The following is a 26,318-nucleotide window of genomic DNA, read 5'->3' as shown; positions in this document are numbered from 1 at the left end:
TTCAGGCTGCACTTTTAGTTAGGTTTTGATGTCTCAGTGATTAAAATCTGAAGTGAAATGAGACAACCTAAAACTAATAATTTCGAGATCGTGATGAATAGGATCAGGCTCTGCGAGAGGATTAAAGCAGGAGACACAGACTTTAATCGAGGGGTTTAGAGAAGCGCCTTGCTTCCTTTGTGCCTATACTCAAGTTAGCACTCAAATCAAGACTAGAGCGGAATTGTTTCACGAAGTTTATATCAGTTAATCAGACGAAATAATCGTCTACAAACGCCCGTTTTAGCGGAGCAGTGCGCTCCAAGTTCCGGGTCCAACAATGCCATCGGGATCAAGTCGATATTTGCGTTGAGCCGCCTTTACTGCTGTCTCGGTGACTTCGCCAAACACCCCGTCGATCGAGCCGTCAAACAAGCCCAGCGATCGCAGCCGTTCTTGCAAGCCTCTCACGGCATCACCCGTAATTCCTTTTCTGAGAATTGGAAATGCGGCAGAAGTCGGAGCCGCCTGAGGCGTTGACTTGGCAGGAGCCGTTTCTCGCGGTTTCACAGCGGGTGCAGCAGGCTGAACGGTCGGAGTCGGAGCGATCTCAACCGGATTGGGTGGAAACAACCGCTCCCAAGTGGCAGGTCCGACCACGCCGTCTTTGCTCAATCCAGCCGCTTCTTGAAAACGCCCAACTGCCGCGACGGTCGTTTCTTCAAAAAAGCCATCTACTGCGCCATCATAGAACCCTAACAGTCTCAAGGTGGCTTGAAGCTCATTGACATCTGCGCCCCGACTGCCCGATCGCAGAATCGCTCGACCTGTTCCCTCACTTGCAGGAATGGGATTGAGACGCTCAGGGGCAGGAGCTTGCGATATGGTTAAAGCACGGCTCTCGGCGCTGGCAGCGATTTGAGTAGACGCACTACTCAGACATAGAAAACTCAAGGTGCTGAAACAAACCCACCAACGTGAGACATTACGGGCTTTTGAGGCTTTGATCAGGCATCTATCCATGAGACTTGACCCTTAGCAAAATTGTAGATTGTGGCTTTAAATAGAACCATACTAAAGCTAAATATGGGGAAAATTTTAAAGAAATGAGACCAACGATGCTATATCTGACGATCGTATCTAATCCTGACTGCTGATTGAGTTTACCTCAAGCTCGGAACATTGAGAGAAGCTGCGATCGTCATTTGTGTTATCTAAATTACCGCATTCGTTCAGAGAGTAGGCACACCAAAATCATGCAGCACGCGCTTCTCAATCGGTTTCAGGCAACTCTATTGGGGGCAGTTTTAGGAGAAGCGATCGGACTTCAGCATCAAAAGAATCCGTCTCTAAAATTGGGTTCTGTCTCCAAAAAGTCTCTGCCCAAACTGCAATGGGCACCGTTGACTCGTTTCTACACTCAGCAGTTGATTCATCACAACCGATTCGAGACCGTTGACCTTTCTAAGCAACCGACTCCCCAAACGACCGCAGAGGCAGTGATTGCGCTCTTGCCCGTAGCTCTATTTTTTCACGAAGATCGGCTAAAACTGTGGCAAAACTTAGAGCACGCGGCGGGTTGGAAAAACCCCGCAATTGTGCAGTCAGAATTGTTTGCCGTGGGCTGCACGATCGCCGCTGTCCTGCAAGAAAAGCTCGATCCGCTGACGCTGATTCCCACCGTGATCACTCATCTCAAATCCTTGAGTGAAATGGAGGAAACGACGACCACTCAGCAGCTCCAGCGAGTTCAGAGGCTCCTCGACGAGCAAGCAGGATTGGAAACAGCGTTAACAACTTTGATCAGCCAAGAGGTTAATCCAGACGTTGGGCTGGCGCTTTATTGTTTCTTGAGCACTCCACATGATCTGCGGTTAGCCTTGCTGAGAAGTGCCCAAACGGGTGCTCGATCGTCCGTCATTTGTGCAATCACGGGGGCATTATCGGGAGCGTTTAACAGCATGAGTGGCATTCCGATCGAGTGGCAGTTTGCGATCGACTCCTGGGAAACCCCTTCGCAAGAAATGACGACTCAATCTGAATTAGATCTGGCAAATCGATTACTTGCAGGCTGGGCTGGTGTTTATGATCCTCTGACTTCTTCAAACGAATTTGGGCAACTTCTTCCCGCGATCGCGGCTCCTCAAGTCATCCGAAAGGCGATGTAACCCTAAAAAACAGATTTCTTGAACGAATATTTAAACCGAACCTTGTAGATAAAATATGAAATTTAAAGAAACATGATAGTTGTATAAGAAACTCGCTCTGTACCTGAATCGATCACCCGCTTCAATCCACTCGCTTCGATTTGGCTATTCCGAATCACCTCACCCGTCAGCATCTATGCGATCTCCTCAGTCTTTGGCGCGACGAATTCAACAGATATGGATCGGTTCTGGCAGGTTTTTGCAGCAAAAGGCTTTAAATTTAGGGTTGCCGCGCTTGCTTTTGTCATCGATTCCAGCATCGGCAAATCTGTCTCAGCGCAGCAAGCGATTGCAAAAACAATTTAGCGTTCGAGAGGGAGCGCACCCGACGATCGTCGTTGCTATCACCGTCATTTCAATCACCAGCGCATTTGGGCAGCGATTTTATGATCAGCCCCAGCTAAACGTCGGCAAGATTTCGCCTCAAACCATTCAGGCACCTGCCGATGCCAACGTCATTGACACGAAAGCGACTGAAGAAAAACGCAAAGCGGCACGGACGATCGCCATCACCGTTTTGACGGCAGATTCGAGAATCAACGACCAGATTCATCAAGACTTACAGGCTGCATTTTCCAAAGGAAGTGCCTTTCGGCAACTGGCGGGGGCATATCCGTTTGTAGAGACTAAAACGCTTTCGACCCAAACGCAGCGCTATTTGCGACAGGTTGAAGAAGGAGAGTGGCGAGGAGTCTTAGCTGCCTTGCAGGAAAAGGCACCGACTAAACAGGTTCCTGGCAAACCTGCTGTTCCAATCCCTAATCTAACGATCGCCAATCCTGCTCAAGGGCAAGCGATCGCAGAACTGCAAGCCTATCGGCGATCGGGCACTTCTCAAACCCTTGCCGCGTTGCTCAACAAAGTCACCGAGACACGCCGACTCTATGCCGCCGCGATCGCTGCGCTGCGAGATCCAGCAATGACTCAATCGGGCAACGTCTACGATGCTTCTCTTTTAGAGCTGTCTGATGTTGAATGGGAGCAGTTGCAGCTTCAAACCACTCAGGCAACCGAGCGCATTCTCGCCCAGGGGATTTCTCCCGGCTTGCCTCAAAGTCTGCTAGAAAATGCCGTCAATCTGCAAGTTCAGGCTGGCATCTCGCCATCGAGAGCGATCTCTGCCAAACTGCTGCTGACGACGCTGCAACCTAACCTAATCAAAGATGAAGAGCAGAGCAAACTCAAGGCAGAGCAAGCGGCTCAAGAAGTCAAGCCAGAAATCGTCTCAGTTCGGCAGGGTGAAGTGATTGTCAGCGCAGGACAACCGATCACTGAACGAGAATTTGTGCTGCTCGACTCGTTTAATCTCAGTCTCAGAGGGACAAATTGGGTAGGTTTCATCGCGTTTGGAGTGGTAGTCAGTGGGGCAGTGGGGTTGTTCTGGTTTGTCGATCGGCGATTCCATGCCAAAGGTTTGCGAAACCGGGATTATGTTCTCGTGTGGCTGCTAACCCTCAGCACTCCTCTGCTGGTAACGCTAGGAGTTCCGTCTACAAACTTGCCTGCGATCGGGCTGCTGATGGGCACGTTCTACGGGTCTGCGATGGCGTTAGCCCTCACGGGGCTAGTGAGTGGGCTGTTGCCAATGGGCATGACGCTTGGGGTTAGCCACTGGTTGCCCAGCGTGGCGGGTGGCTTGCTGGCTGCTTTTTTTGGCGGCAGGCTGCGATCGCGGGAAGAGCTTGCCCTGTTGGGCGTTGCTGTTGGCTTAACTCAAGGTGCTTTGTTTCTGATTCTCAGCGTGGCATCAGGGATGGGTTGGTATGGTCTGCTAGGAGCCACCGCCATCTATGCGCTCGTGGGTTTGGCGTGGAGTGTGGTGGCGATCGGGCTGAGTCCCTATCTCGAAAATCTGTTTGATTTAGTCACCACCATTCGCCTGGTCGAGCTGGCAAATCCCAATCGCCCTTTGCTCAAGCGACTCGCTGCCGAGACTCCGGGCACTTTTCAGCACACGCTGTTTGTCGCAACCCTCGCCGAAGCCGCCGCACGAGAATTAGGCTGCAATGTAGAACTCGTGCGAACGGGAACGCTCTATCACGACATCGGCAAAATGCACGACCCCAAAGGCTTTATCGAAAACCAGATGGGCGCACCTAACAAACACGACTTAATTAACGACCCTTGGAAGAGTGCAGCGATTATTAGAAAGCACGTCACCGAGGGCATTGTGATGGCGCGCAAAGCTCGATTGCCGAAAGTTGTTCAGGCGTTTATTCCAGAGCATCAGGGTTCGATGCTGATCACTTATTTTCATCATCAGGCGCAGCAGCTATCGCAGAAAGATCCAACTAAATCGGTCAACGACGACGATTTTCGCTATGCCGGACCTGCGCCTCAATCACGAGAGACGGGCATTGTGATGGTGGCAGATTCTTGTGAGGCGGCACTGCGATCGCTCAAAGATGCCACGCCTGATGATGCGCTGAATATGATTAACAAAATTCTGCGCGCCCGTTGGCAAGATGGGCAACTCGCAGAATCGGGTTTAACGCGAGAAGAGATGACGACGATCGGGCAAGTCTTCGTCCAAGTCTGGCAACAATCTAATCACCAGCGCATTGCTTATCCTAAATTGACCGCCAAATAGCGATTTCCTGAATTATCCGTAACTACTTAGTTGATGACCGAAAAATTGGGATACAAGCCCCGCCCTTTAACAACGTGCAGGGCGGCTTTCCTGCTATAGTTGAGGCGGTTGGAATGCCCACCTAAGTTTGCAGCGATACATATACTATCGAGTGTTGAAACCGAGCCTGAGCCAGTAAGAGGGAAAGAATCTGAAGCCACTGGATGAACCATGCTGAAGACACCAAAAAACAACCAATTTCTTTCTGATAGTCGCGGGAGAGCATTCCGAGACTTTAAACCGGACAGGGAGCGAGTGTAAGACCTCTTTGGATGTTGTTCACGTTGAACTGTTAACCCCATTCAGCGACCACTTTTCCACTTCGTGGTTTGTGGCGTGGTGAGGAATCACCGCTCCTTTAGGACGGTGAGGATGCCAATTCAACAGGTGCGGCATCAGGTCAGTCGCTTGGTAGTGGTTTGGGTCGATGGGGGCAATATGGGTGCGGACTTTAGCCAATGGGTGATGGACACCGCTGGGTGTTTGAAACCGTGCTGTGCACCGATAAAGTCAAGGGGTTTGTGCCAGTGCCCCAGCGATGGAAAGTGGAGCGCATGTTTGGCTGGTTCAATGGGTGTCGTCGCTTGAGTAAGGACTATGAGATTTTGCCGGAGATGGCAGAAGCGTTTGTTTACATCGCCAACATTCGATTAATGCTGCGACGACTTGCTTGATAGTCTTCTCAGACATTCTCTTAATCTATTCAGCACAACGCATGGCAGAAACCTATCCACGAGACATGATTGGGTATGGGCGCACGACCCCCGATCCAAAATGGCAACATCAGGCGCAAATCGCGGTGCAGTTTGTGATCAACTACGAAGAGGGCGGAGAAACCTGCGTTTTGCATGGTGATCAATCGTCTGAGACGTTTCTCTCTGAGATTGTGGGAGCCGTTCCGCTCAACGGGTTGCGTCATATGAATATGGAATCTTGCTATGAATATGGAAGTCGATCGGGCTTTTGGCGCTTGCATCGACTGTTTACGCAGCGCGGCATTCCGGTCACGGTGTATGGGGTGGCGATGGCGTTAGAGCGCAATCCCGATGTGGTGGCTGCCATGCTGGAGGCAAATTGGGAGATCGCGAGTCATGGCTATCGATGGATCGACTATAAATATTTTGGCGAAGACGCAGAGCGAGATCATTTGCACAAAGCGATCGAGATTCACACGCGTGTCACGGGCGATCGTCCGTTGGGCTGTTATATCGGGCGCACCAGCCCCGTGAGTCGTAAATTAATTGCCGAAGAAGGCGGATTTCTCTACGATTCTGATAGCTATTCTGATGATTTGCCCTACTGGATTCATGACTATGGCAAACCTCATTTAGTGATTCCCTACACGTTGGACAATAACGATATGCGGTTTGCCACTAATCAAGGGTTTAACTCTGGCGATCAGTTTTTTGCCTATTTGCGAGATGCCTTTGATGTTCTGTACGAGGAAGGCGAAACTGCACCTAAAATGATGAGCGTAGGATTGCATTGCCGATTAGTCGGGCGACCAGGACGGGCAGCGGCTTTGTCACGGTTTTTGGACTATGTGCAGAAACACGATCGAGTGTGGCTCTGTCGTCGCATTGATATCGCTCACCATTGGCATCAGTATCACAAACCCTAATGTTAATGAAAGCTCTATTGATATCGCCTTGTTGAACTTATGAAAATTAAGGTCATTAATCCCAATACGACCGTTAGGATGACGCGCAAAATCGGCGAAGCTGCGATCGCGGTGGCATCTCCCGGAACTGAGATTTTTGCGTGCAATCCTGCGATGGGTCCCGTGTCGATCGAGGGGCACTACGACGAAGCCCTGAGCGTAATCGGAGTGTTAGACGAAATTCGTAAAGGCGATGCTGACGGCATGGATGGCTATGTAATCGCTTGTTTTGGCGATCCGGGCTTGCTTGCGGCTCGTGAGATCACGCGCTGTCCCGTGATTGGCATTGCTGAAGCCGCCATGCACGCTGCCAGTTTTATCTCAACGGGGTTCTCGATCGTCACCACCCTCAGTCGTACCTGCATTATCGCTCAACATCTGGTTGAAGCCTATGGTATGACTCGCGTTTGCCGCAACATTCGCGCCACAGATCTGCCCGTTTTGGATCTCGATATTGAAGGATCTGATGCTAGAAAAATCATTACCGAAGAATGTCGTCTAGCCCTTAAAGAAGACCGATCGGGCGCGATCGTGTTGGGCTGTGGCGGCATGGCAGATCTCGCTGCCCAGATCAGCCAAGACATCGGCGCACCCGTGATTGATGGCGTAACGGCAGGCGTGAAATTTGTCGAAGCGCTCGTCGGGTTGGGGCTGGGAACCAGTAAAGCTGGGGATTTGGAATTTCCGATCGCTAAACCCTATACTGGAATGCTCGATCGGTTTGGGTTGTAGCGGCATTCAACGCCCAAAATTCTATCTACTGAGTGGCTTTATAAGCCGCCCATCCGCCCAAGTCAGAGATGTCTAACCAGCCATGTTTCTCAACTAGCTCACGAGGGTAAAGCATCGCCGTTGCCACTTCTCCGTCGTCTAAAATCACATCACTCGGATACATATTTGGCGGCTCAGTTGACACCAAGTAGTCATATTGTTCGATCGTTAACTCATAGACCTCGCCGGGGATGCTAACCCCATTTTCTGCGACCTGATAAATCGCTGGGTGCCAGCCATCTGCTGCCGAGTGGAGACGATAAAGCGCACGGGTTTTGGCAGGTCGAATAAACTTAGCAGACTGAAGATTTGCATGGTCGGGTTGCCCCTTGAGTGCCGACCCACAAATAAAGACTCGTTTCACCCCTAAACTCGTTTCGGTCATCACGTCACCTTTGGTTAGCTAAAAATGTGCGGCGCAAGTCCTTCAGATCTCGCGTCTAGATTGATGACTAGAGCGCTGAACGAACTGCTCAACCTCTTGAACAACGCGCTCTTTACTCGCCATCAAGTGAGTTGCGATCGCTCGAACTGCCGTATCAGTATCTCGATCGACGACTGCCTGATAAATCCGCCGATGCTCAGTGCAAACCTCTAAAACCTCTGGGTTTTGCTGCATGGTTTGAATTCTCAGCAGCGCCATTTGGTCAAACACCTGATCTAATAGAGACATCAGCCACAGATTACCAGAACTCTTTGCCAACAGTCGATGAAATCGATAGTCTAAATCCAATAATTGAAAATTAGTCAGTTGAGAAAACTTACTTTGCATCATTTTCTCAGCCTGGGTCACGAATGCCTCTAGCTCTGTTAACTGAAGGGCTGTAATTCGCTCGCAGGCTCCGGTGACAGACAGATATTCCAACGCGATTCGGCAGTCGTAAAGCTGAATGGCATCGATTTTAGAAAACGTCGCGACTCGCAGCGTTCCACTGGCATCGATCGTTGCCAAATTAGAGTGCTGAAGTTGCCGAATAGCTTCTCGAATCGGAGTTCGGCTGACCTGCAATCGTTGAGCAAGCTGAGTCTCAATCAAGCGTTCTCCGGGAGCTAACTCTCCAGACAAAATCGCCACTCGCAGCGCTTGATAAGTCTGCTCTTGTAGCGATAAACTGCGCTCGATCGCTGCCATCGGCTCTTGTGCATTGTGGGAAAATCGAGTCAAAGTGTTACTCCTTGCCTTTGAAGCGGATGCGAGTCGCTGTCTGGTTCTAACAGCCTGTGCAGATGATTGGCAATATCCGTTTGGCGTAAACTGATCAGACTAAAAAGCCTTTTCCACAAAAAGTATAAGAGGACACATTAATCTGTTTGTTCACGTTGTATACAGTGTACAGCGAAAACGACCGAGTGAGTTTAAGTTCAGGAGATTAGCTGATTTGAGCGGTTCGACTGATAGCTGCTTGCCTTCTACAGATTTTTTTGCATGAATTGTCACATTTTTTTTGAGTTTTGTGTGAAAGGCTTAACTTACCTTATCCATTCCAACCCTGGCTGGAGGCACCATGACCACAGAAGTTCCTAGTCTTGACACGATCGCAGCAAGCCCTGAAATTAAGAAGGAATTTAGCAGCACTCAAGGCGTTTCGCTGCGATCGGTGTCTAAGAAATATGGCGCATTTGTCGCGGTCGAAAACTTGACTCTAGACTTTGCAGCAGGCACTTATTGCTGCCTGGTTGGACCGAGTGGTTGCGGCAAAACCACCACCCTCAGAATGATTGCGGGACACGAAGATGTGACGAGTGGAGAAGTGCTGATCGGCGATCGGCGCGTTAGTCACCTGCCGCCTGCCAAGCGCGACACTGCGATGATGTTTCAGAGCTATGCGCTGTTTCCCCACAAGAGCGTTTGGGACAATGTAGACTTTGGGCTAAAAATGCGAAAGGCTCCGCTGGGTGAGCGGCGTATCCGAGTCGGAGAAATTTTGGACTTGGTAGGGTTAAGTCATTTGAGCGATCGTAAACCCACCCAGTTGAGCGGCGGGCAGCAGCAGCGCATTGCTCTGGCAAGGGCGCTCGTCACACGTCCTCAAGTGTTGCTGTTAGATGAGCCGCTGAGCGCTTTAGACGAGAGTTTGCGGGTGAGAATGCGGGGCGAACTTCGCAAAATTCAGCAGCAGTTTGGTATGACCTTTATTCAAGTCACTCATGGCATGGATGAGGCAATGTCACTCTCAGACAGCATCGTGATTATGAATCAAGGTCAAATTGAGCAAGTCGGCACCCCATCTACAATTTTTCACACGCCCACGTCGCAGTTTGTCGCCAAGTTTATGGGTGACAACAACATCTTTCAAGGCAAAGTTGCCCGGATTGCCTCTGACACTAATCGCGGCGACTTGATCGAGCTAGACGTAGACGGCATCGGTCCTCTGTTTTGTCGGGGACACGCCTCTCAAGTGGGCGCGATCGGAGCCTGTTCAATTCGGGCTGATCTGATGCACTTAGAGCTTCCTTCGGCAGAGCCGTCTCCCTACCCAAACTCTATTCAGGCAAGAATTACGGCAGTCGAGCTAACAGGATTTGTGACGCGCGTTTCACTCATGGAGGAAAAAACGGGGCAGGAGTTGCTCTACAAAGTCCGCACCGATGAATGGTCAACCAGTTCGCTGCAGGAGGGGCAACTGATCGCGCTGCGCTGGTCGGCTGAAGAGTGCGTTTTTCTGCCGAGTTAGCTCGTTTCGTCACAGTCTTCCCTCACACCGGAATATCTCGTTCGCTTCTCACCCCTTTTTGTTCTCTACCCTTATCTCAGCAATGACAAATATTTCTCGACGTAAACTTATTCAAACGGGTCTAGCAGCGGGAGCCTTTCTCGCCACGACCAACTGTAGCGCTAACAATCAGACTTCTACGCCCACCGCATCGACGGGCACAGGTCCGACAATCATCACCAATAAAATCAAAGATGTCACGCTGCGATTTATTGGCACAGGGGTTGCCCAAATCAACGAGATCAAAGAGCAGGCAGAAAAAGACCTCGGCTTTAAGCTGCAATTACGCGCCCTCAGCACCGAGGAAAATAACCAGATTGCGATTACGCAGCCCGGTCAATATGACATGTTTGACGGCGAATATTTTAGTTTGCCGCTAGTGGTTCCGTCGGGCAACCTGCAAGCGATCGACGTTAAACGCATCAAAGAATTCGGCAAAATTGTGCCGTTTTTCACGACTGGGAAGTTTTATGAGGGTGCGCCTGTCAACACGTCTCAGGGCACGTCACCCAGTAAAGTGATGTATCTCAAAGACAAAGACTCCAAAGAGTTTTCAGCCACGCCGACCGATTGGGCAACGCTGATTCCGTTTCAATACAATGCCGATACGCTGGGCTATCGTCCTGATTTAACGGGCGGCAAAATTCAGTCGTGGGCAGAGTTATTTGATCCTAAGTTCAAAGGCAAAACGGCGTTGCTGGATATCCCCTCGATCGGGATTATGGATGCCGCGATGGTGCTGGAAGCGTCTGGAATGATGAAGTTTGGCGACAAAGGCAACATGACCAAAGAAGAACTCGACAAAGTGATCGAGATGCTGATTCAAAAGAAAAAAGAGGGTCAGTTTCGGGCGTTTTGGAAGTCGTTTGATGAGTCGGTCAATCTGATGTCATCAGGTGAAGTGGTTTTGCAATCGATGTGGTCGCCTGCGGTGACTGCTGTGAAAGCCAAAGGGTTAAAGTGCGTGTATGGTCCGCTTAAAGAAGGCTATCGCGGCTGGGGTGGCGGAGTGGGCATTTCTAAAAACCTGTCGGGCATCAACTTAGACGCAGCCTACGAATATCTCAACTGGCTGCTAGACGGCTGGGTGGGCGGCTTTTTGGGACGACAAGGCTACTACAGCGCGATTCCTGACAATGCCAAGAAATTTATGAAGCCCGAAGAAGCCGATTTTTGGTATGAAGGAAAACCTGCGGCGATCGACATTATCGATCCGTTCGGCAAAAAGATTGAGTCTAAAGGCGCGGTGCGCGATGGCGGCTCATTCAAGGAGCGCTTGGGCAACGTGGTTTGCTGGAACTCAGTCATGAAAGAGCAAACTTATCTGATTCAAAAGTGGAACGAATTTATCGCTGCGTGATCATCAAGATGCATTGATTTGAGCGATATCAGCGGTGCGGTCAGGGGGTTTCTGATGCACCTAAAAAAATTGGTCTAACTACTTTATTTTGTGTGTGGAGTGAATCATGACGACGAGTTTTCTCAAGCTTGCCTTGGGTCTGAGTTCTACTGTGTTCAGTTCGGTTCTGTTGTCTCAGGTTGTCTTTGCAGCCGAAGCGCCAACCGTTCAAACAGAGACTGAAGTCACGATCGATCGCCAACCTGAATCGCTGCAACCAGTCAGCCAATATTCCCAGGATGGCGCGATCGAATCACAAGTTACATCGATCTCGCAGCTCTCTGATGTACGCCCGACAGATTGGGCATTTCAGGCATTGCAATCGCTGGTCGAACGCTATGGATGCATTGCAGGATATCCCGATAAAACCTATCGCGGTAATCGAGCACTGACACGCTATGAATTCGCAGCGGGACTGAATTCGTGTCTCGATCGAGTCAATGAATTAATCGCTGCATCGACGGCGGATCTCGTCAAAAAAGAAGATTTGGCAACGCTACAAAGGTTGCAAGAAGAATTCGCCGCCGAATTAGCAACGCTACGCGGTCGAGTGGACTCATTAGAAGCCAGAACTACGACCTTAGAGAAACAACAATTCTCAACCACCACCAAACTTATAGGAAATGTGGTGTTTGGTGTGTTGGGTGCCTTTGGAGGCAATAAAGCCGTCAGTTCGAGCGCTGGCTTGGTGGCGAGACCACCTGGACAATCTGGGGCACCGGGTCCGACGATCGTGCCTGCCCAACCGCGAACTAAAGTTAATGACAACATCATTTTTAGCGATCGAGTCCGTCTAGTCCTAACTAGCAGTTTCACAGGACGCGACAAACTGATCGCTCGTCTGCAAGCCGGGAACACGCCGAGCCTCGCGGATGCAACGGGCGCGACTTCTTCAAAGCTGGCGTTTCAGTCAGCAAGTGGCAACTCAGTATCGATTAACCAGCTTGAATATCGGTTCCCGATCGGCGATCGAGGCACTGCCTATTTAGAAGCGTTCGGCTTTTTAGATTTGTTTGTGCCCACGCTGCACCCGTTGGACGGAGACTATGACACGGTGCTGACGGGCTTCAGCTTGCGGAGTCCGATCTACTTTCCGAGTGGCGTAAGTGGAGCGGGCTTTAACTACAATCTCAGCAATTCTATTAACGTTGGGGGCGGCTATTTGGCAGGCACTCCGACCGCAAACGATCCAAAGACAGGTTTAACAGGTGGACCTTATGGAGCATTGGGTCAGATCACCTTTCGTCCAAACAACAGTTTAGCGGTAGCGTTGACTTACTTAAATGCTTACGACAATGGGAGCGGAAATGCGCCTCCCGGTGGCTTTTTTGGTAGCCAAAATTCGGCGTTTCCGTTTGGCGCGGCTCCCGTGATCACAAATGGCTATGGAGTCGAGGCAGAATATCGGTTTAATCCCAATTTTAGCCTGAGTGGTTGGTATTATTTGGGTGACGCAAAGTCTCAAGGCGGAGCGACCAAGGGCGCGAGTGCAACGATTCAAGCTTGGGCAGTGGCGCTGGCGTTTCCTGACTTGGGCAAGAAAGGCAACTTAGGTGGATTGATCGTCGGAATGCCGTCTAAAACCACCTCGAACGATCTTTCTGGCTTCAAAGATCCCAATACCTCGATTCAGGTTGAGGCGTTTTACCGCTATACGATAAACGATCATGTGGGCATTACGCCTGGGCTAGTGCTGATTGCGAATCCAGAACACAACAGTGCAAACGACACTATCTATTTAGGTGTTATTCGGACTACGTTTAACTTCTAAAGGGTTTGGCAGCAGGATCGAGTTGCTGAAACCTGATCCTGCTTTTGTGACGGATGTAGCGGATGGCAATTCTGTAAAATTTTAGACTGAGCATCGTCTGCACGTTTTTTGTTCTTTGCCACTTTCCCTACCATGTTGAAAAACTGGAGAACGCTACAACCCTATCTATTGGTCGCCCCTCAGACGATCGTGCTGCTATTATTTCTGGTGATTCCGATTCTGACGATCGTGGCGGTAAGTTTTTGGGAATTCAACGGCTATTCGATGACTCCTGGCTTTACGTTGAGTAATTATCAGGCGATTTTCGCGTCTAAAGTTTACCTGACTACTTATCTCAATACGTTTAAGTTTGTCGGATTAGTTTGGTTTTTTACCATTCTGATTGCGTATCCGGTTGCATACTTTCTAGCGTTTCACGTCAAAACACTGCGCTGGCAGGTGATTTTGTTTTTGGTGTGTACGATTCCATTCTTGACCTCAAATATCATTCGCATGATCTCCTGGATTCCGTTTTTAGGACGTGAGGGAGTCATCAATAAAAGTTTGATGGCGCTGCACTTTACGGATAAACCTGTTGAAATGTTTTTGTTTTCAGATTTCGCAGTCGTGTTGGCGATGGTGCATCTGTATGTGTTGTTTATGATCGGTCCAATTTTTAACAGCATGATGCGAATCGATCGGATGCTCGTTTCTGCTGCTGAAGATGCGGGTGCCTCAGCCTTTCAGATTCAAAAAGAGGTTATTCTGCCGCTCTCGTCGTCTGGGATCGCGATCGGAACTATTTTTATCGTCACGCTCGTCATGGGCGAGTTTGCCACCGTGCGGTTGATGAGCGGGGGACAATCGTCGTCGATCGGATATTTAATCAAAAATCAAATCGGCAGTTTGCAATATCCCTTAGCAGCAGCGAATGCGGTAATTTTATTAATCATCACGTTGATGCTGGTGTTTGCTATTCTGCGTGTCGTTGATATTCGCAAGGAGTTGTGATGAAGAAACGTCCCTTATCGTTCTATTTTCTGTCTGCCTTCTTCGGATTGTTTGTGCTATTTCTCTACGGACCGTTTTCCGCCATTTTCCTGCTGTCGCTTCAAGGTCCTGAAGGGCAATTGACCTTTCCCATGCGTGGCTTTAGTTTTTATTGGCTGGCATCGGTGTTTGGTCAACAGCGCGTCGGTAGTTTTGTCGAAGCCTTTCAGCGATCGCTGCTGCTAGGATTGCTTGTGATGGTCATCACGGTCGTGATCAGCGTTTCAGCCGGAATGGCATTTCGCCGCAGGTTTATTGGCTCTAATTTCATCTTCTATTTGACCATTTCGAGTCTGATTGTGCCGAGCATTCTCATTTCATTAGGCATTGGCATTGTGTTTAGTCTATTAGGAATTCAAAGTCAGTGGTATTCGTCCGCATTAGCTGGACACCTTACCTGGACGATTCCCTTCGCATTCTTAATTATGCTCGGCGTGTTTAATCGCTTCAATCCTACTTATGAAGAAGCCGCGCGCGATTTAGGAGCCGGAGACGGTAAAACTTTTTGGGAGATTGTACTGCCGCTCATTGCTCCGAGTCTAATCGGAGTTGCGTTATTCGGCTTTACATTGTCCTATGACGAATTTACTCGCACGTCGTTAATATCGGGTGAGAAAAATACGTTGCCGTTAGAGATTTTTGGCATGACTACAAACGTCACATCTCCATCGCTTTATGCATTAGGAACGTTAACGACTGCATTCTCTTTTCTATTGATTGGGGTAGCATTGATAGGAATTCAGTTCTTCTCTCGTCGTCAAAGTGAATAGCCATGACTGTGATTACTGCACCATTCATTAACCAAGATCGTCTCAGCCGAACGATTGCCGAACTCGCTACGATCGGGAAACTCCCCAACGGCGGCGTGTGTCGCATTGCCTACAGTCCAGAGGTGATTTCGGCGCGTCAGCTTGTACAGCGATGGATGCAGGAAACCGGAATGACCGTGCGAATTGATGCAGCCGGAAACATCATCGGCACCTATGCAGGGCAAAAAACGGATGCCCCTGCCCTGATGACGGGATCTCACATTGACACGGTTCCGACAGGCGGACGCTATGATGGAGCGCTAGGAGTCTTGGCAGGGATTGAAGTGGTCAGAGTGCTGCGCGAACACTCGATTCGACTCGACCATCCCGTTGAGGTGGTGGTCTTCACTGACGAAGAGGGCGGCATGATTGGTGCAAAAGCCATCTCAGGCACCGTTTTTAAAGAACCCGAATACTATCGGCGCGACGATGGCACTTCGATCGAGACCTGTCTTCAGCGAGTTGGCGGCGATTGGTCAAAACTCGCTACTGCTAAACGCAATGCTGCTGACATCGCTGCATTTGTTGAGCTACACGTCGAGCAGGGCGGCGTTTTAGAACACCACGGGAAGCAAATTGGAGTCGTCGAAGGAATCGTCGGACAACATCGCTATATCGTGACGGTGATTGGTCGATCGAACCATGCAGGCACTACGCCGATGAGCATGAGACAAGATGCACTCGTGACGGCTTCTCAAATCGTTTTAGCGGTGAACCATCTCGCAAAAAGTTCTTCAGGTTCCTCTGTAGCGACGGTCGGCGCGTTAAGCGTATTTCCCAACGCTGCTAATATCGTGCCGGGACAGGTTGAGTTAACGATCGACATGCGTGACGTTGATCAAGAACATCTGATCTTATTATCCGAGCAGCTTCAGCAGCAGCTACAGGCGATCGCCAAGTCGAACCGAACTGAAATCACGATCACGCCGATTCTGCAAACCGAAGCCGTTCTAGCGACTCCTCGCATTCAAACGGCGATCGAGCAAACCTGCAAAGAAATGGGCTTCAGTTATTGCCATCTGCCTAGCCGCGCCAGTCACGACGCTCAAGAAATGGGGCTAATCACCGACATGGGCATGATTTTCGTCCCCAGCCAGGCCGGAATCAGCCACGCCGAAGACGAATATACCTCGCCCGAAGAATGCGCTCAAGGGGTCAATATGCTGCTACAGACCTTGATTCGGCTCGATCTGATGTATCCGGTTTAGTTTAAATCTACACTTTTAATCCTCAAATTCTTCAAAATCTAGAGCATCGGACAAATCCAAGACTTCCTCGGAATCAGAGCCTTCCTCTAATGTCAAGATCATTTGGTTTTGCGAAGGCTTTAGGAGAACCTCACCTCGCTTAGATACATAGTCCACAAGTTTGACCCAATCAATCTGATAGTTAGTCATAAAGTAACAATCAAAGTCCGATGTCATTTCATTAACTTTTGCAACATAGGTGGCTCTGAACAACTCATCCTTTCTCTTTGCTTCTTTATCAATCGGTACAATTATTTCCTGATAGAGATCCTCATCTCCAGATATAAATTCCCAGAAGTCTTGACCAGCACGTTTGTAATAAATTTTATCTGGCTCTTCATCTACAAATTTCTTGTTGAGCAGTTTCTTATCTTTCAAGGGATTATTGTCTTTCCCATACATACAGCCGTTGACAGCAACGATTTCTTGATGTACTCCACGCTCATGTAAAATTTTCCTGGCTTTTCTGAAGTTGTCTTTCATTCTGTTAATTTGGTCAGAATTGCCCCAATTAGTTCCAGACTTAATTCCCACTATGTAATAACAACCGTTTCTCTCAAACTCTAAGTCAACACTCTTTAAGCTAGACTTGAAGCCTTTGTGCAATCTCGATGATACAAATATTGCAAAATCTTCTAGCAAATTTCCAAAAATGGTTTCTTCTTGCGAAGAGAGATAAGCATCAACAATACTCTTCACGAAGTCTCCGGCTAACTCTATATTTTTCGCTTTGAACAAATACGGATTTTTGCGTCTTAAAACATCCTGGAGTTTTAGCTTTCTTAATTTCTCAAATCTCTTTTCATAAAAAGGAGTAAGAACATTCTCTGCTAGATAGTCATAATAGACTTGGTAGATTGAATTAGACATAGAAACGCTATCTCCTAACTGAGAATTGTCATCTTCAATGGCATAGCTTACAGTCTGAGCATCAACCTTTGCTTGCCCAATGTTGAAGACTGAAAGGTTGCAATATTCCTCTTTTACTTCAATACCTATATAGGTTCTACCCAATTCTTTGGCTACTATGCAAGATGTTCCAGAACCAAGAAAAGGATCGAGTACGACATCGCCTGGTTCGGTAAACAACTTAATAAACCAGGATGGAAGAGATTTAGGAAATGCGGCACTATGATTTTTGTTTCCACATTCCGTTGCTAAATGTAGAACGTTAGTTGGATAAGCTGTAGTACGCCCCAACCAATTCGAGATGTTCTTGCCAAACCCACTCTCTACTTTAGAATTATCACGTTTTTTATCAGTTTCACTTAATTTCTTGAGGCGTGACTTAGCCCAATCGCCCATAGGAACCATAACGGTCTCCTGGTACATTTTGAACTTTTTTTGCTTATTGAAGTGCAAACAGCGCTCCCAAGAGTCACGAAAACGATTAGACCATTTGCCAGGGTAACTGTTTTTTTTGTGCCATATGTATTCCTCAGTCCATAACCATCCTTGATTCTGCATCCCTAAAATTAAACGCAATACATAGGGATGTCTCTCGCCGTTAACAACTTTTTCTTTAATGTTAAGAATAAAAGAACCTTCTGGCTTTAAAACTCTTTTCAGCTCTAAAGCTCTTGCAAGAAACCAGTCAGGATATTCATCTGGAGAAATTCCACCATAGGTTTTTTTTCGACTATCAGCGTATGGAGGCGAGGTTATTATCAAATCGACACTTTCAGATGGCATCTTTTGTAATGCTTCTAAGCAGTCGCTGAAAATAATCTTGTTCTCCCAGGCTTGAGGATCATCTTGATCTATTGACCCCAAATCCCGAACAATTATCTTCTCAGTGTCAAAAAGTTCTAGTGCTGCTTCCACCATATGATTAAACCTTTTAGACTGAAATAGATCTTCAGTCAAATTTGTAAGTAGTAGACTATGTAGCACTATATCCTACCATAAAGAGTGTAAGTGCGCTATGGGCAGCGCTACAAGAAAGACTTTCGTTCACTCAATGCGTATAGTTCCAACAGACTACAGTAATACAATTCTACCAATTTTGGAAAAAATTTAATTGTAATTTAAGCCATTTGAAATTTAGGGAATCAACCGGACTCTCCAGATCGGTTCCAAGGGGTCAATATGCTGCTACAAACCTTGATTCGGCTCGATCGACTCTATCCAGTTTAGAAATCAGGCAGGCTACTCAATCCTGTGAAGTTTGTCGCTGACGATCGAGTTATATCGGGAACGATAGAACAAAATAGTTCCGTAATGGCTGCATTTACGCTGTAGCTATTAGTGACAAACTAACTGAGTATTGTTTACCTTAATTCATCTTGTGAGAGGTCAAACCTATGTCAAATCCTGTGTGGTCTGCTGCAACTCGTCGCCCTTTACCGATCGTTTTAGTGCGCGGATTTGGAGGAACCGATACCGTCGATGAACGTAAGATGACCTATCAAGGATTCAACGATGGCAGTGTCTATCCTCAAAAGCGGGGCGAAAATTATATCTATGAGGGGCTGATTCTGCGGTTTATGAAATCGGACTGGAGATTTCAGGATGCCACCAATGTTATCGGCTACTATGGCAGCGATCTGTCTGCCCCTCCCGTCATTCCGGCGGCGCTTGAGGCGTTTGATCCGAGTTTCTTTCAGGGAAAAGTGATTATCGACCCGGCAATGGCACTGCGATTATTGCAGTCTAAAGACGACCCGTGTCATAGCCTGTGGGTGTTTCGCTATTATGATTTGCGCGATCGAGAGTTTGCAAAATATGGCGAAGCGTTGGCGCGGCTGATCGATTTCATTCGGGCATTGGCTGAGATCAAACACGGCACTAAACCCAAAGTGAATATCATTGCTCATTCAATGGGTGGGCTAATTGTGAGAGAAGCAATTCAGCGTACTTACCCCAAGCGGGGCATCACAGCGGCAGATGAAGCGATTAACAAAGTCGTCACGCTAGGAACGCCGCACAAAGGAATTGCGTTTCAAGTGCTGCGCGATCTGCGTTGGCTGGGCATTGAGTCGGCAGATGAGCTAGAGCATTTCAACCCTGAGAGTCAGGCAAACCCTAACAATGATGCGGGTTATCAAAATTTTGGCAAGTGCTTTCCGCTCGATCGCTTACTCACGATCGTGGGCACCAACTACAAGGCATATAACAATGTCGCTGCGTCTGCACTCAATCGGATGTTTTCGGTTGCTGGAGAGTTTGGTATGAACTATAACCGCAGCGATGGATTAGTCAAACAAGACTTTGCTCAGATTCCGGGGGCACCTCGAACATTTGTGCACAAACCTCATGGCGGGTTTGATTCATTAGTAAGTGCCCGCGAGTCATTTGAAGTGGCGACGCGGTTCTTTTTTGGCGACATCCATGTGCGGTTGCGTCAAGTTCAGGCACAGGTTAAGCGCGGGTTTGACTTGTTTGGCAAAAGCGAGTTTTTCTTTGGTGTGTCGATTAAGCCGCGTGGCGTAGATTTTGAGCTGTTTCATCAAAGTAGAGACGCTGAAAACTGCTATGGTCCGTTTCGCACCGGAGACTTTAGCGATCGGACTCTTTCCTTCCCGTGGGCAGATGCCAATCAACTGATCTGGGAAGGATATCTCAACAGCGCAGCTAGCACCACTCAAACCGATCTCGTGATGCGAATGGAGTTTTATGTGAGCGAACGCGACTTGTTTGGGGTTGGCTTCTCCGACAACATTGTGTTCGCCAAACAATATTATGTGCGGGCGATTTTGCAGCCGACGCTTCAGCTTTATCTCTACACAGGTGAAGAGTTTGCAGACGGCGATGACTCTCTTAAAAGTGCGACTCTGATGCGGCGGGTGGCAGACGGCTGGGAGTTTGATATCGGCGGCACAGGGTTTGTCGGAACGTATCGGCTGGAACTCGATCGGGTTCCTGAATAACAAAGACTATAGCAATCCTAATTAACTTGTGAGATGCAGAGAGTCTGCCCTCACCCTAAATCCCTCTCCTTGGGGAGAGGGACTTTGACTCTCTGGCTCCCTTCTCCTTGTGGAGAAGGGCTGGGGAGGGCTTCCTTCTGCCAAGCTTAGGAGAGAGAAGGGAGCCGGATTTCAAAATCCCTCTCCCACACTTGGGAGAGGGATTTAGGGTGAGGGCAGGGACTTTTGCAAGAGGTCTATTGATGACACGCCCTAGAAGAACTGCCAGCGTTTAATTGTTTTATCTCGACTCCCGCTTATCAGGACAGCGTTTTCTAGCGGGTGGACGGTCATGTTGTTCATCGGTTCACCGAGTTGCAGTGCCAAGCTAGAAATCGAATCAGTGTGCCCCACCAATCTCGCGATTTCCTCGCCTGTGTCCCACTGCCACACTTTGATGGTTTGATCCCAACTCCCACTGATTAAGATGCGGTCTGTGGCAAACACTAGGGAAGAAATCGACCAAGAATGCCCCGGTAAAACTCGACAACATTGACCAGAGGCAACCTCCCAAAGGCAAATGGTTTTATCTTCACCGCCACTGGCAAGAAATTGACCTGTGGGGCTAAACGCGATCGCTCTGACTGCCTGAGTATGTCTTGTCAACGTGCGATCGAGTTTACCGTCGAGATGCCAAAGACGAATCGTAGTATCTGCACTGGCGCTGGCGATCCGAGGGGCGACGGGGTGAAAGGCAACTGCGTTCACCGCTAGGCGATGCCCTAGAAAAGTAGAGATGATTTCACCGTCTAGAGTCCACACCTTTAGAGTCTTATCGGCACTGCCGCTGGCAATCAGCGTTCCATCAGGGCTGAAGGCGATCGCGTGAATTTGCTGGGTATGTCCTGCAAGGGTGCGGAGCTGCTGCTGAGTGATCCAATCCCAAAATTTGATCTGACGATCGCGCCCCGCACTGATTAGCCAATTTGACTGCTGCGGATGAAATGCTACGGCTTGCACAAATTGGCTGTGTCCTCGCAGTACCAGAATTTGTTTGCCTGTGTCTAGATTCCACAACCGCACGGTTTTGTCTTCGCTGGCGCTGGCGACATAGCGACGATCGGGCGAGACTGCAACTGCTGTGACGCTGGCAAACAGTCCTTCGTGACCCGTTAATGTCGCCGTATTTTGCCAAGTGATCAGAGGTGCCGGAGTCGGAATCGGGATTTTTTTGCCTCGAATCTGCTCGATCGTCGCGATCGCTGCCGCAGCAGATGCAAATCGCTGATCGGGGTTGGGGGCAATTAAGCGATCGAGAATTTGAGCCAAGCGATCAGGATACTTCTCAGAAGATGCAGCGGTGGATAGCCAGTAGGTGCGCCACACCCAGTGATTTTCGGTTGTATCGAACAGGTGAAACGGCTGCACGCCCGTTAGTAGGTGAATGCAGATAACGCCCAAGCTGCAGAGGTCGCTGGCAAATACCGCCTCGCCTCGAAGTTGTTCAGGTGCGGCATACTCGGCGCTGCCGATCGCAGATTGTGGAGTATCGGCGTTGAAAATCGCAGCGCCCACCAATCTGAATTCTGACTTGCTGTAAATAATATTTTCGGGTTTGAGATCGCGGTGAATCATCCCATGAGCGTGAATCCAATGCAGAATCGGCAGCATAGACTCCAAAACCTGCCATACCTGCGCTGGAGTGAACTGCCCTTTGGCGGCGATCGCTCTATCTAAACTCTCGCCATCAACATAGTCTTGCACCAAATAGTAAATGCCGTCTTGCTCAAAGTAATCCACCACTGTGGGCAGTTGGGGATGGTGTCCAATTGTTCGCAGTTTAGCGATTAGGACTGTATCAACGCAATTGTCCCAGCATTGTTGAATCACATATTGAGTTGAGCCGTCTGATTTGTTCCCCTCAGAGTCCGTAGAGCAAATTGCCAGAAACGTGCGGCTAAATTTCCCCTGCCCCAATCGCTTGATGGCGTAGTAGCGTCCCAGTTGCAGCAGCGCACCACACTGCTGACAGTTTGTTGTTAGATGACTTGGTGCTGAACAACTGGGATTAAAGCAGTAGTAATCAGAGATTGGAGTCATGCTCTGATGAAGGCACGATCGCCGACACTGGATCGCTCGACTCTACTTTGCCGTTGCCATTGGGAATTGTCGTGATGGAATTGCCATTCGATTGGTTCCACAGCATCATACTCATCAAGCCATCCAACAAGCCAGAACTGTTGCTGCCGCTCACCGAGACATCAGGAACCACCCGCACATTGCGATCGCCAATCACCTGCATCAGTTGCAGTGCCGTATAAGCCTGTGCCCCTAGAGAACTCACCCCCGCCTGATAAGCATCGGCTTTGGCTTGTCCTGTGACGCGAATCGCTTCGGCTTCTCCGTTCGCCTGTTTGACTGCGGCAGACGCTTGCAGTTGGGCGATCGTTACGCCTTCTTGAGCGGTGATGATCTGGTCTTGGATGTTTGCCAACGCTGTTTCTCGCACCAATTCTTGCCGTTGAGTTTGAGCAACGCGCTGCACATCGTAGGTTTTCTGCTGCTCCTCGGCAATTTTGCGATCGGTGAGGGTTTGCATCAGTTCGCGGGGCGGCGTAATCAGTCCAATCAGCGTATCTACCGCTTGCACATCATAAGCGCGAAGTGCCTGCCGCACATATTCTGCGGCTTCGGCTTGTCGTTCACTTCGGGCAGTGAGAAAGTCTAGAATCGTATATTCTTGGGCAGAGTTGCGGAAGTAGTTGCCCACGATCGGACGCAGCACATGATCGACCAGGTTTTGCATCGAACCCAACCGCGAAATGACTTTGGGCGCATCGGCTGCACCAACATGAATAATCTGAAACACCTCTAGCTCAAACTCAAAGCCGTCAAACGACAGCAGCTTTAGCGCAATCAGCTTAGAATCATAGCCGTGTTCTCCACTAAAGCGGCTGGTGAAGTTCAGAACAATATTGGTGGTCGGCACAGGTTCCACCTTCATGATCTGGGTGTTGAGCGGATGCTTACCCGGATAGAGTGGCTCAACCCATACGCCTTTATCGCCTTTGTTCACCAAATTGCCGTGAGTGAAGGAATCGCCGCTGACATCTTGATGCGACTTGCCCACAAATGAAATCACGACCCCGACATAGCCGATCGGCACCTGAGTCATCGGCACCTGTTGGGTCTGCACAAACCACGGATTTAAATTCCACGAGCCAGACAGCATGACTTGCTCTTGCAGTCCGCGCCGTCCTCCATCTTGCACAAAGCGATCGGCTCTCTGAAAGTTGTCGTGGTCGGCGATGATCGGTCCGGCAATCTCACCCGCATCGATCGGGGCACCATCTAGCGCAGTCACTACTCCTACGCTATCGGGCGCGATCGTGTAGATCCGCAGTTGGTTGGGCTGCATCTCGTGCTGGGATGCATTCGCCGCCGTGATCACTTCAAATAAAGCCGTGTTGATTCGGTAAGTTCCCGATGTCAAAATGGCAAGCTGTCGTCCTTTTTCACCCCCATTGGCGAAGAACTTGCGGGCATCCTGGTAGTTGTCGCACTCTACAACTCTGCCTAGAATACGATCGGGCGGAATAGTTGCGCCATCGTTTGCCACTAACAGCCCAATCTCGCCTTGAGGAATCGTAATCACAGACGTGTGGCTGACGTTATATTGCCAGGGGAAGTAACCAAAGTGCCAGCCAGGAGGCAGCGTATCGGCTTGCAGTCCGGCTTCGCCATTGGTAGCAATCAGTCGATTAGGCGGCAGACTTTTCGACGAGAATTTTTTGGTTACGATGCCCACTTCTCGCTCACCAATCACGATCAGCCCAGCAATCCAACCAATTTTTGGCAAAAATATCAGCAGCAGAATTACGCCACCTACCGGATAAATCCAGACGGGCAAATCTACCCCTGGAATTTGCATCAACTGCACGTTCTGCGTCTGTACCGACTGTTCACGCGATTGCGAAGTAGTCGTTGGAGGAGTTGCAGCGATCGCTCCAGTCGTGGTTGCAGCCGCTAGCAAAGAGAGAGTCATGGGCAAAAGCTGACGCAGACCGATCGAGTTTTTCATAAGTTTAGCCCGGTGTAGAGAGAAGGCTCCTATAGCTACCATTCTAACAGCGGGTTTTCCGCCAGCAGCCAATCTTAATTAGACCTCTTGCAAAAGTCCCTGCCCTCACCCTAAATCCCTCTCCCAAGTGTGGGAGAGGGACTTTGAAATCTGGCTCCCCTTCTTCCAAACTTGGGAGAAGGGGTTGGGGGATGAGGGCATCTTCGGACTTTTACAAGAAGTTTATTTTGTCGGTATGGCACTAAGTTGCATGAGGACGCTAAGTTGATGTCTTAGCAACAACAGGCTGAGGGCGTGTTTTAACACTCTCTCGCTGCGATTCTGCCTCGCCCTGAACTGAAGTTCAGGGCGGGATAGCAACGAAAACCAGAGGTTTAAAACACACCCTATACTTCCCCAGCAAGCTGTTGAGAGGTCATCTTATTCATTCCATCGCAGAGCCTATTTTTTGTCGGTCTCGTGAGATAAATTCTTTCGATTTCATCTGCTGCCAGAGGCTTGGAAAATAAATAGCCTTGCCCAAACTCACAGCCGAGATGTTGCAGCCACTCAAGCTGCTGAATCGTTTCAATTCCTTCTGCAATGACAGACAGACCCAACTTATTGCTGAGTGCAATAATAGTATCGACAACGTGATAGTTACGATTTTCTGATTGAGTTTGATTGACAAAAGAGCGATCGATTTTTAGGTTGTCTACTGGAAAGCGATGCAGATAACCGAGAGAAGAATATCCAGTACCAAAGTCATCAATGCTGATTTGAATGTGTCGCGATCGCAGTGCTTTAGTCAGAGCGATCGCCATTTCAGCGTTGTCCATAATCGCACTTTCGGTAATTTCTAGTTTGAGATGAGCCGAACTAACAGACGTTTCTGCTAACACACGATCGATATCAGCCAGCAGAGTCGAGCAAGCAAATTGCCGCACCGAGAGATTTACGCTCATCGTTAACTCCATCCAGCCCTGTTGCTGCCATGCACGAAGCTGCTGACATGCCTGCTTTAACACCATGATTCCGACTGGCACAATCAGCCCTGTTTCCTCCATGCAGGGGATAAATTCTCCGGGTGAAATCATGCCCCTACTGGGGTGTTGCCAGCGCACCAGTGCTTCAAACCCTACAACTTTCTGGGTTTGAAGATTGACGATCGGCTGGTAATAGAGGACAAACTCCTGCTGTTCTAGCGCTCGTTGCAGATCGTGTTCCAGCGTTAAACGGTTTACCATTGCTAGATGCATTTGGCGATCGAAGATTTGATAGCTGCCCCTACTACGCAACTTAGCTTGATACATCGCTGTATCAGCATTTTGCAGGAGTTCGTCAGGTTGTTGATCTGTGTCATTGCTCAAAGCAACCCCGATACAGACGGTCATGAAGATTTCACAATCGGCAACGAGAAACGGAGCATCAAAGCTCCGCAAAATGGTTTGGATAAATGGTTCAAGAACAGCCGCATCTTCGACCCGACGGAGCAAAAAACAAAACTCATCCCCACCCAGGCGGGCTAACACATCGCCAGAGCAGAGATACTGCTGTAACCGCTTGCTGATGGCAGTCAGCAATTGATTGCCGACAGCATGACCAAAGGAACCGTTGACCAGTTTAAACTGATCGCAGTCTAGAGATACTACAAAGAATGATTCTCTAGACTGTGATATCTCAGCTAGTTTTTGAAGTAAGAACGCCCGACTGGGCAACCCTGTAAGCGCATCCTGAAAAATCATTGTTTGCAACTGGGCGGTTCGCTGTTGCACAGTTGCTTCTAGTCTGGTGTTGAACGTGGCTAATCGCTGATATTGCTGACGGATGCGTAACATCGATCGCACTCTTGCCATTAGCTCTAAGCGATTGACAGGCTTACTGATAAAATCATCTGCCCCAGCAGCCAAACATTGGGCGAGGTCTCCCTTGGTTGTCAGAGCAGTAACCACAATAATTGGGACGGCTTCCCATCGCGGCATCGCTTTGATGCGCTGACAGACTTCGATGCCATCCATGCTAGGCATCATCACATCTAGCAAAATGAGATCAGGCTGAAACGTGTCCAGGGTCGCGATCGCCTCTTGACCACTGGCAGCATAGTGTAATTGATAATTTTGCTTACTCAAGAGAGCTTCAATAACATCAAAATTATCGGGTTGGTCGTCAATGACTAAGATAGATGGTTTCTTCAT

20 protein-coding genes are annotated in these 26,318 nt (G+C 49.0%); 12 read left to right on the top strand and 8 right to left on the bottom strand.

The features are described 5' to 3' along the window. Positions 1-282: 282 nt before the first annotated feature. Positions 283-1,002: a peptidoglycan-binding domain-containing protein gene (locus A8707_RS14065; RefSeq protein WP_068817879.1), complete on the bottom strand. Its 720-nt coding sequence runs from the start codon at positions 1,000-1,002 to the stop codon at positions 283-285. A gap of 233 nt (positions 1,003-1,235) precedes the next feature. Between A8707_RS14065 and A8707_RS14060 the strand changes: the two genes are divergently transcribed. After that, entirely contained in the window at positions 1,236-2,147 is a 912-nt protein-coding gene (locus A8707_RS14060; RefSeq protein WP_068817878.1) for an ADP-ribosylglycohydrolase family protein, read from the top strand. Positions 2,148-2,322: 175 nt separating this feature from the next. Continuing rightward, a complete protein-coding gene (locus A8707_RS14055; protein WP_068817877.1) occupies positions 2,323-4,776 on the top strand; it encodes an HD family phosphohydrolase in 2,454 nt (817 codons plus the stop codon). A 318-nt stretch (positions 4,777-5,094) separates the two neighbouring features. Here the strand turns inward: A8707_RS14055 and A8707_RS28175 are convergent, their stop codons facing one another. After that, positions 5,095-5,274 carry a hypothetical protein gene (locus tag A8707_RS28175; protein ID WP_156518573.1) on the bottom strand — a complete coding sequence of 60 codons (180 nt, stop codon included), beginning with the start codon at positions 5,272-5,274 and terminating at the stop codon, positions 5,095-5,097. Between A8707_RS28175 and A8707_RS14050 the strand changes: the two genes are divergently transcribed. The 3 genes from A8707_RS14050 to A8707_RS14040 are packed head-to-tail and all read left to right on the top strand — an operon-like array spanning position 5,274 to position 7,207. Next, a complete protein-coding gene (locus tag A8707_RS14050; RefSeq protein WP_068817876.1) occupies positions 5,274-5,489 on the top strand; it encodes a transposase in 216 nt (71 codons plus the stop codon). The two genes, A8707_RS28175 and A8707_RS14050, sit on opposite strands and share 1 nt — an antisense overlap. 41 nt (positions 5,490-5,530) lie before the next feature. After that, positions 5,531-6,436, top strand: a complete 906-nt coding sequence (gene puuE, locus A8707_RS14045) for an allantoinase PuuE (protein ID WP_068817875.1) — start codon at positions 5,531-5,533, stop codon at positions 6,434-6,436. 39 nt (positions 6,437-6,475) lie between these two features. Further along, positions 6,476-7,207 carry an aspartate/glutamate racemase family protein gene (locus A8707_RS14040; protein WP_068817874.1) on the top strand — a complete coding sequence of 244 codons (732 nt, stop codon included), beginning with the start codon at positions 6,476-6,478 and terminating at the stop codon, positions 7,205-7,207. Between the two features lie 25 nt (positions 7,208-7,232). Here A8707_RS14040 and A8707_RS14035 read toward each other — a convergent pair whose 3' ends face one another. Next, the gene (locus tag A8707_RS14035) at positions 7,233-7,631 is read right to left on the bottom strand and encodes an allophanate hydrolase-related protein (RefSeq protein ID WP_068817873.1); all 399 of its coding nucleotides are present in this window, start codon (positions 7,629-7,631) and stop codon (positions 7,233-7,235) included. A gap of 42 nt (positions 7,632-7,673) precedes the next feature. Next, entirely contained in the window at positions 7,674-8,411 is a 738-nt protein-coding gene (locus A8707_RS14030) for a GntR family transcriptional regulator (protein ID WP_331711720.1), read from the bottom strand. A 340-nt stretch (positions 8,412-8,751) separates the two neighbouring features. On the opposite strand from A8707_RS14030, the gene A8707_RS14025 reads away from it, so the two are divergent. From A8707_RS14025 to A8707_RS14000, 6 genes are all read left to right on the top strand, one after another. Continuing rightward, positions 8,752-9,921, top strand: coding sequence for an ABC transporter ATP-binding protein (locus A8707_RS14025; RefSeq protein ID WP_068817871.1), 1,170 nt, complete (start codon positions 8,752-8,754; stop codon positions 9,919-9,921). Between the two features lie 82 nt (positions 9,922-10,003). Continuing rightward, positions 10,004-11,320, top strand: coding sequence for an ABC transporter substrate-binding protein (locus A8707_RS14020; protein WP_068817870.1), 1,317 nt, complete (start codon positions 10,004-10,006; stop codon positions 11,318-11,320). Positions 11,321-11,426: 106 nt separating this feature from the next. After that, positions 11,427-13,130, top strand: a complete 1,704-nt coding sequence (locus A8707_RS14015) for an iron uptake porin (RefSeq protein ID WP_068817869.1) — start codon at positions 11,427-11,429, stop codon at positions 13,128-13,130. 132 nt (positions 13,131-13,262) lie between these two features. Then, complete coding sequence (locus A8707_RS14010; RefSeq protein ID WP_068817868.1) at positions 13,263-14,120, top strand: ABC transporter permease; 858 nt, start codon at positions 13,263-13,265, stop codon at positions 14,118-14,120. Next, positions 14,120-14,929 carry an ABC transporter permease gene (locus A8707_RS14005; RefSeq protein ID WP_068817867.1) on the top strand — a complete coding sequence of 270 codons (810 nt, stop codon included), beginning with the start codon at positions 14,120-14,122 and terminating at the stop codon, positions 14,927-14,929. The genes A8707_RS14010 and A8707_RS14005 overlap by 1 nt, the downstream gene beginning before the upstream one ends. Before the next feature lie 2 nt (positions 14,930-14,931). After that, positions 14,932-16,176 carry a Zn-dependent hydrolase gene (locus A8707_RS14000; RefSeq protein WP_068817866.1) on the top strand — a complete coding sequence of 415 codons (1,245 nt, stop codon included), beginning with the start codon at positions 14,932-14,934 and terminating at the stop codon, positions 16,174-16,176. A gap of 15 nt (positions 16,177-16,191) precedes the next feature. Here A8707_RS14000 and A8707_RS13995 read toward each other — a convergent pair whose 3' ends face one another. Next, entirely contained in the window at positions 16,192-18,042 is a 1,851-nt protein-coding gene (locus tag A8707_RS13995; RefSeq protein WP_068817865.1) for a PmeII family type II restriction endonuclease, read from the bottom strand. 476 nt (positions 18,043-18,518) lie between these two features. On the opposite strand from A8707_RS13995, the gene A8707_RS13990 reads away from it, so the two are divergent. Then, on the top strand, positions 18,519-20,084 hold the full coding sequence (locus tag A8707_RS13990; protein WP_068817864.1) for an alpha/beta hydrolase: 1,566 nt from the start codon (positions 18,519-18,521) through the stop codon (positions 20,082-20,084). Between the two features lie 252 nt (positions 20,085-20,336). Here the strand turns inward: A8707_RS13990 and A8707_RS13985 are convergent, their stop codons facing one another. From A8707_RS13985 to A8707_RS13975, 3 genes are all read right to left on the bottom strand, one after another. Next, the gene (locus tag A8707_RS13985; protein ID WP_082906364.1) at positions 20,337-22,163 is read right to left on the bottom strand and encodes a serine/threonine-protein kinase; all 1,827 of its coding nucleotides are present in this window, start codon (positions 22,161-22,163) and stop codon (positions 20,337-20,339) included. Continuing rightward, complete coding sequence (locus tag A8707_RS13980) at positions 22,147-24,144, bottom strand: SPFH domain-containing protein (protein ID WP_082906363.1); 1,998 nt, start codon at positions 24,142-24,144, stop codon at positions 22,147-22,149. The genes A8707_RS13985 and A8707_RS13980 overlap by 17 nt, the downstream gene beginning before the upstream one ends. Before the next feature lie 386 nt (positions 24,145-24,530). Continuing rightward, on the bottom strand, positions 24,531-26,318 hold the full coding sequence (locus tag A8707_RS13975; protein WP_068817863.1) for a two-component system response regulator: 1,788 nt from the start codon (positions 26,316-26,318) through the stop codon (positions 24,531-24,533).

It is taken from the genome of Phormidesmis priestleyi BC1401 (assembly GCF_001650195.1).
In the GTDB taxonomy this organism is placed as follows: Bacteria; Cyanobacteriota; Cyanobacteriia; order Leptolyngbyales; family Leptolyngbyaceae; genus Phormidesmis_A; species Phormidesmis_A priestleyi_B.
This window is presented reverse-complemented; position numbering and strand designations above follow the sequence as displayed.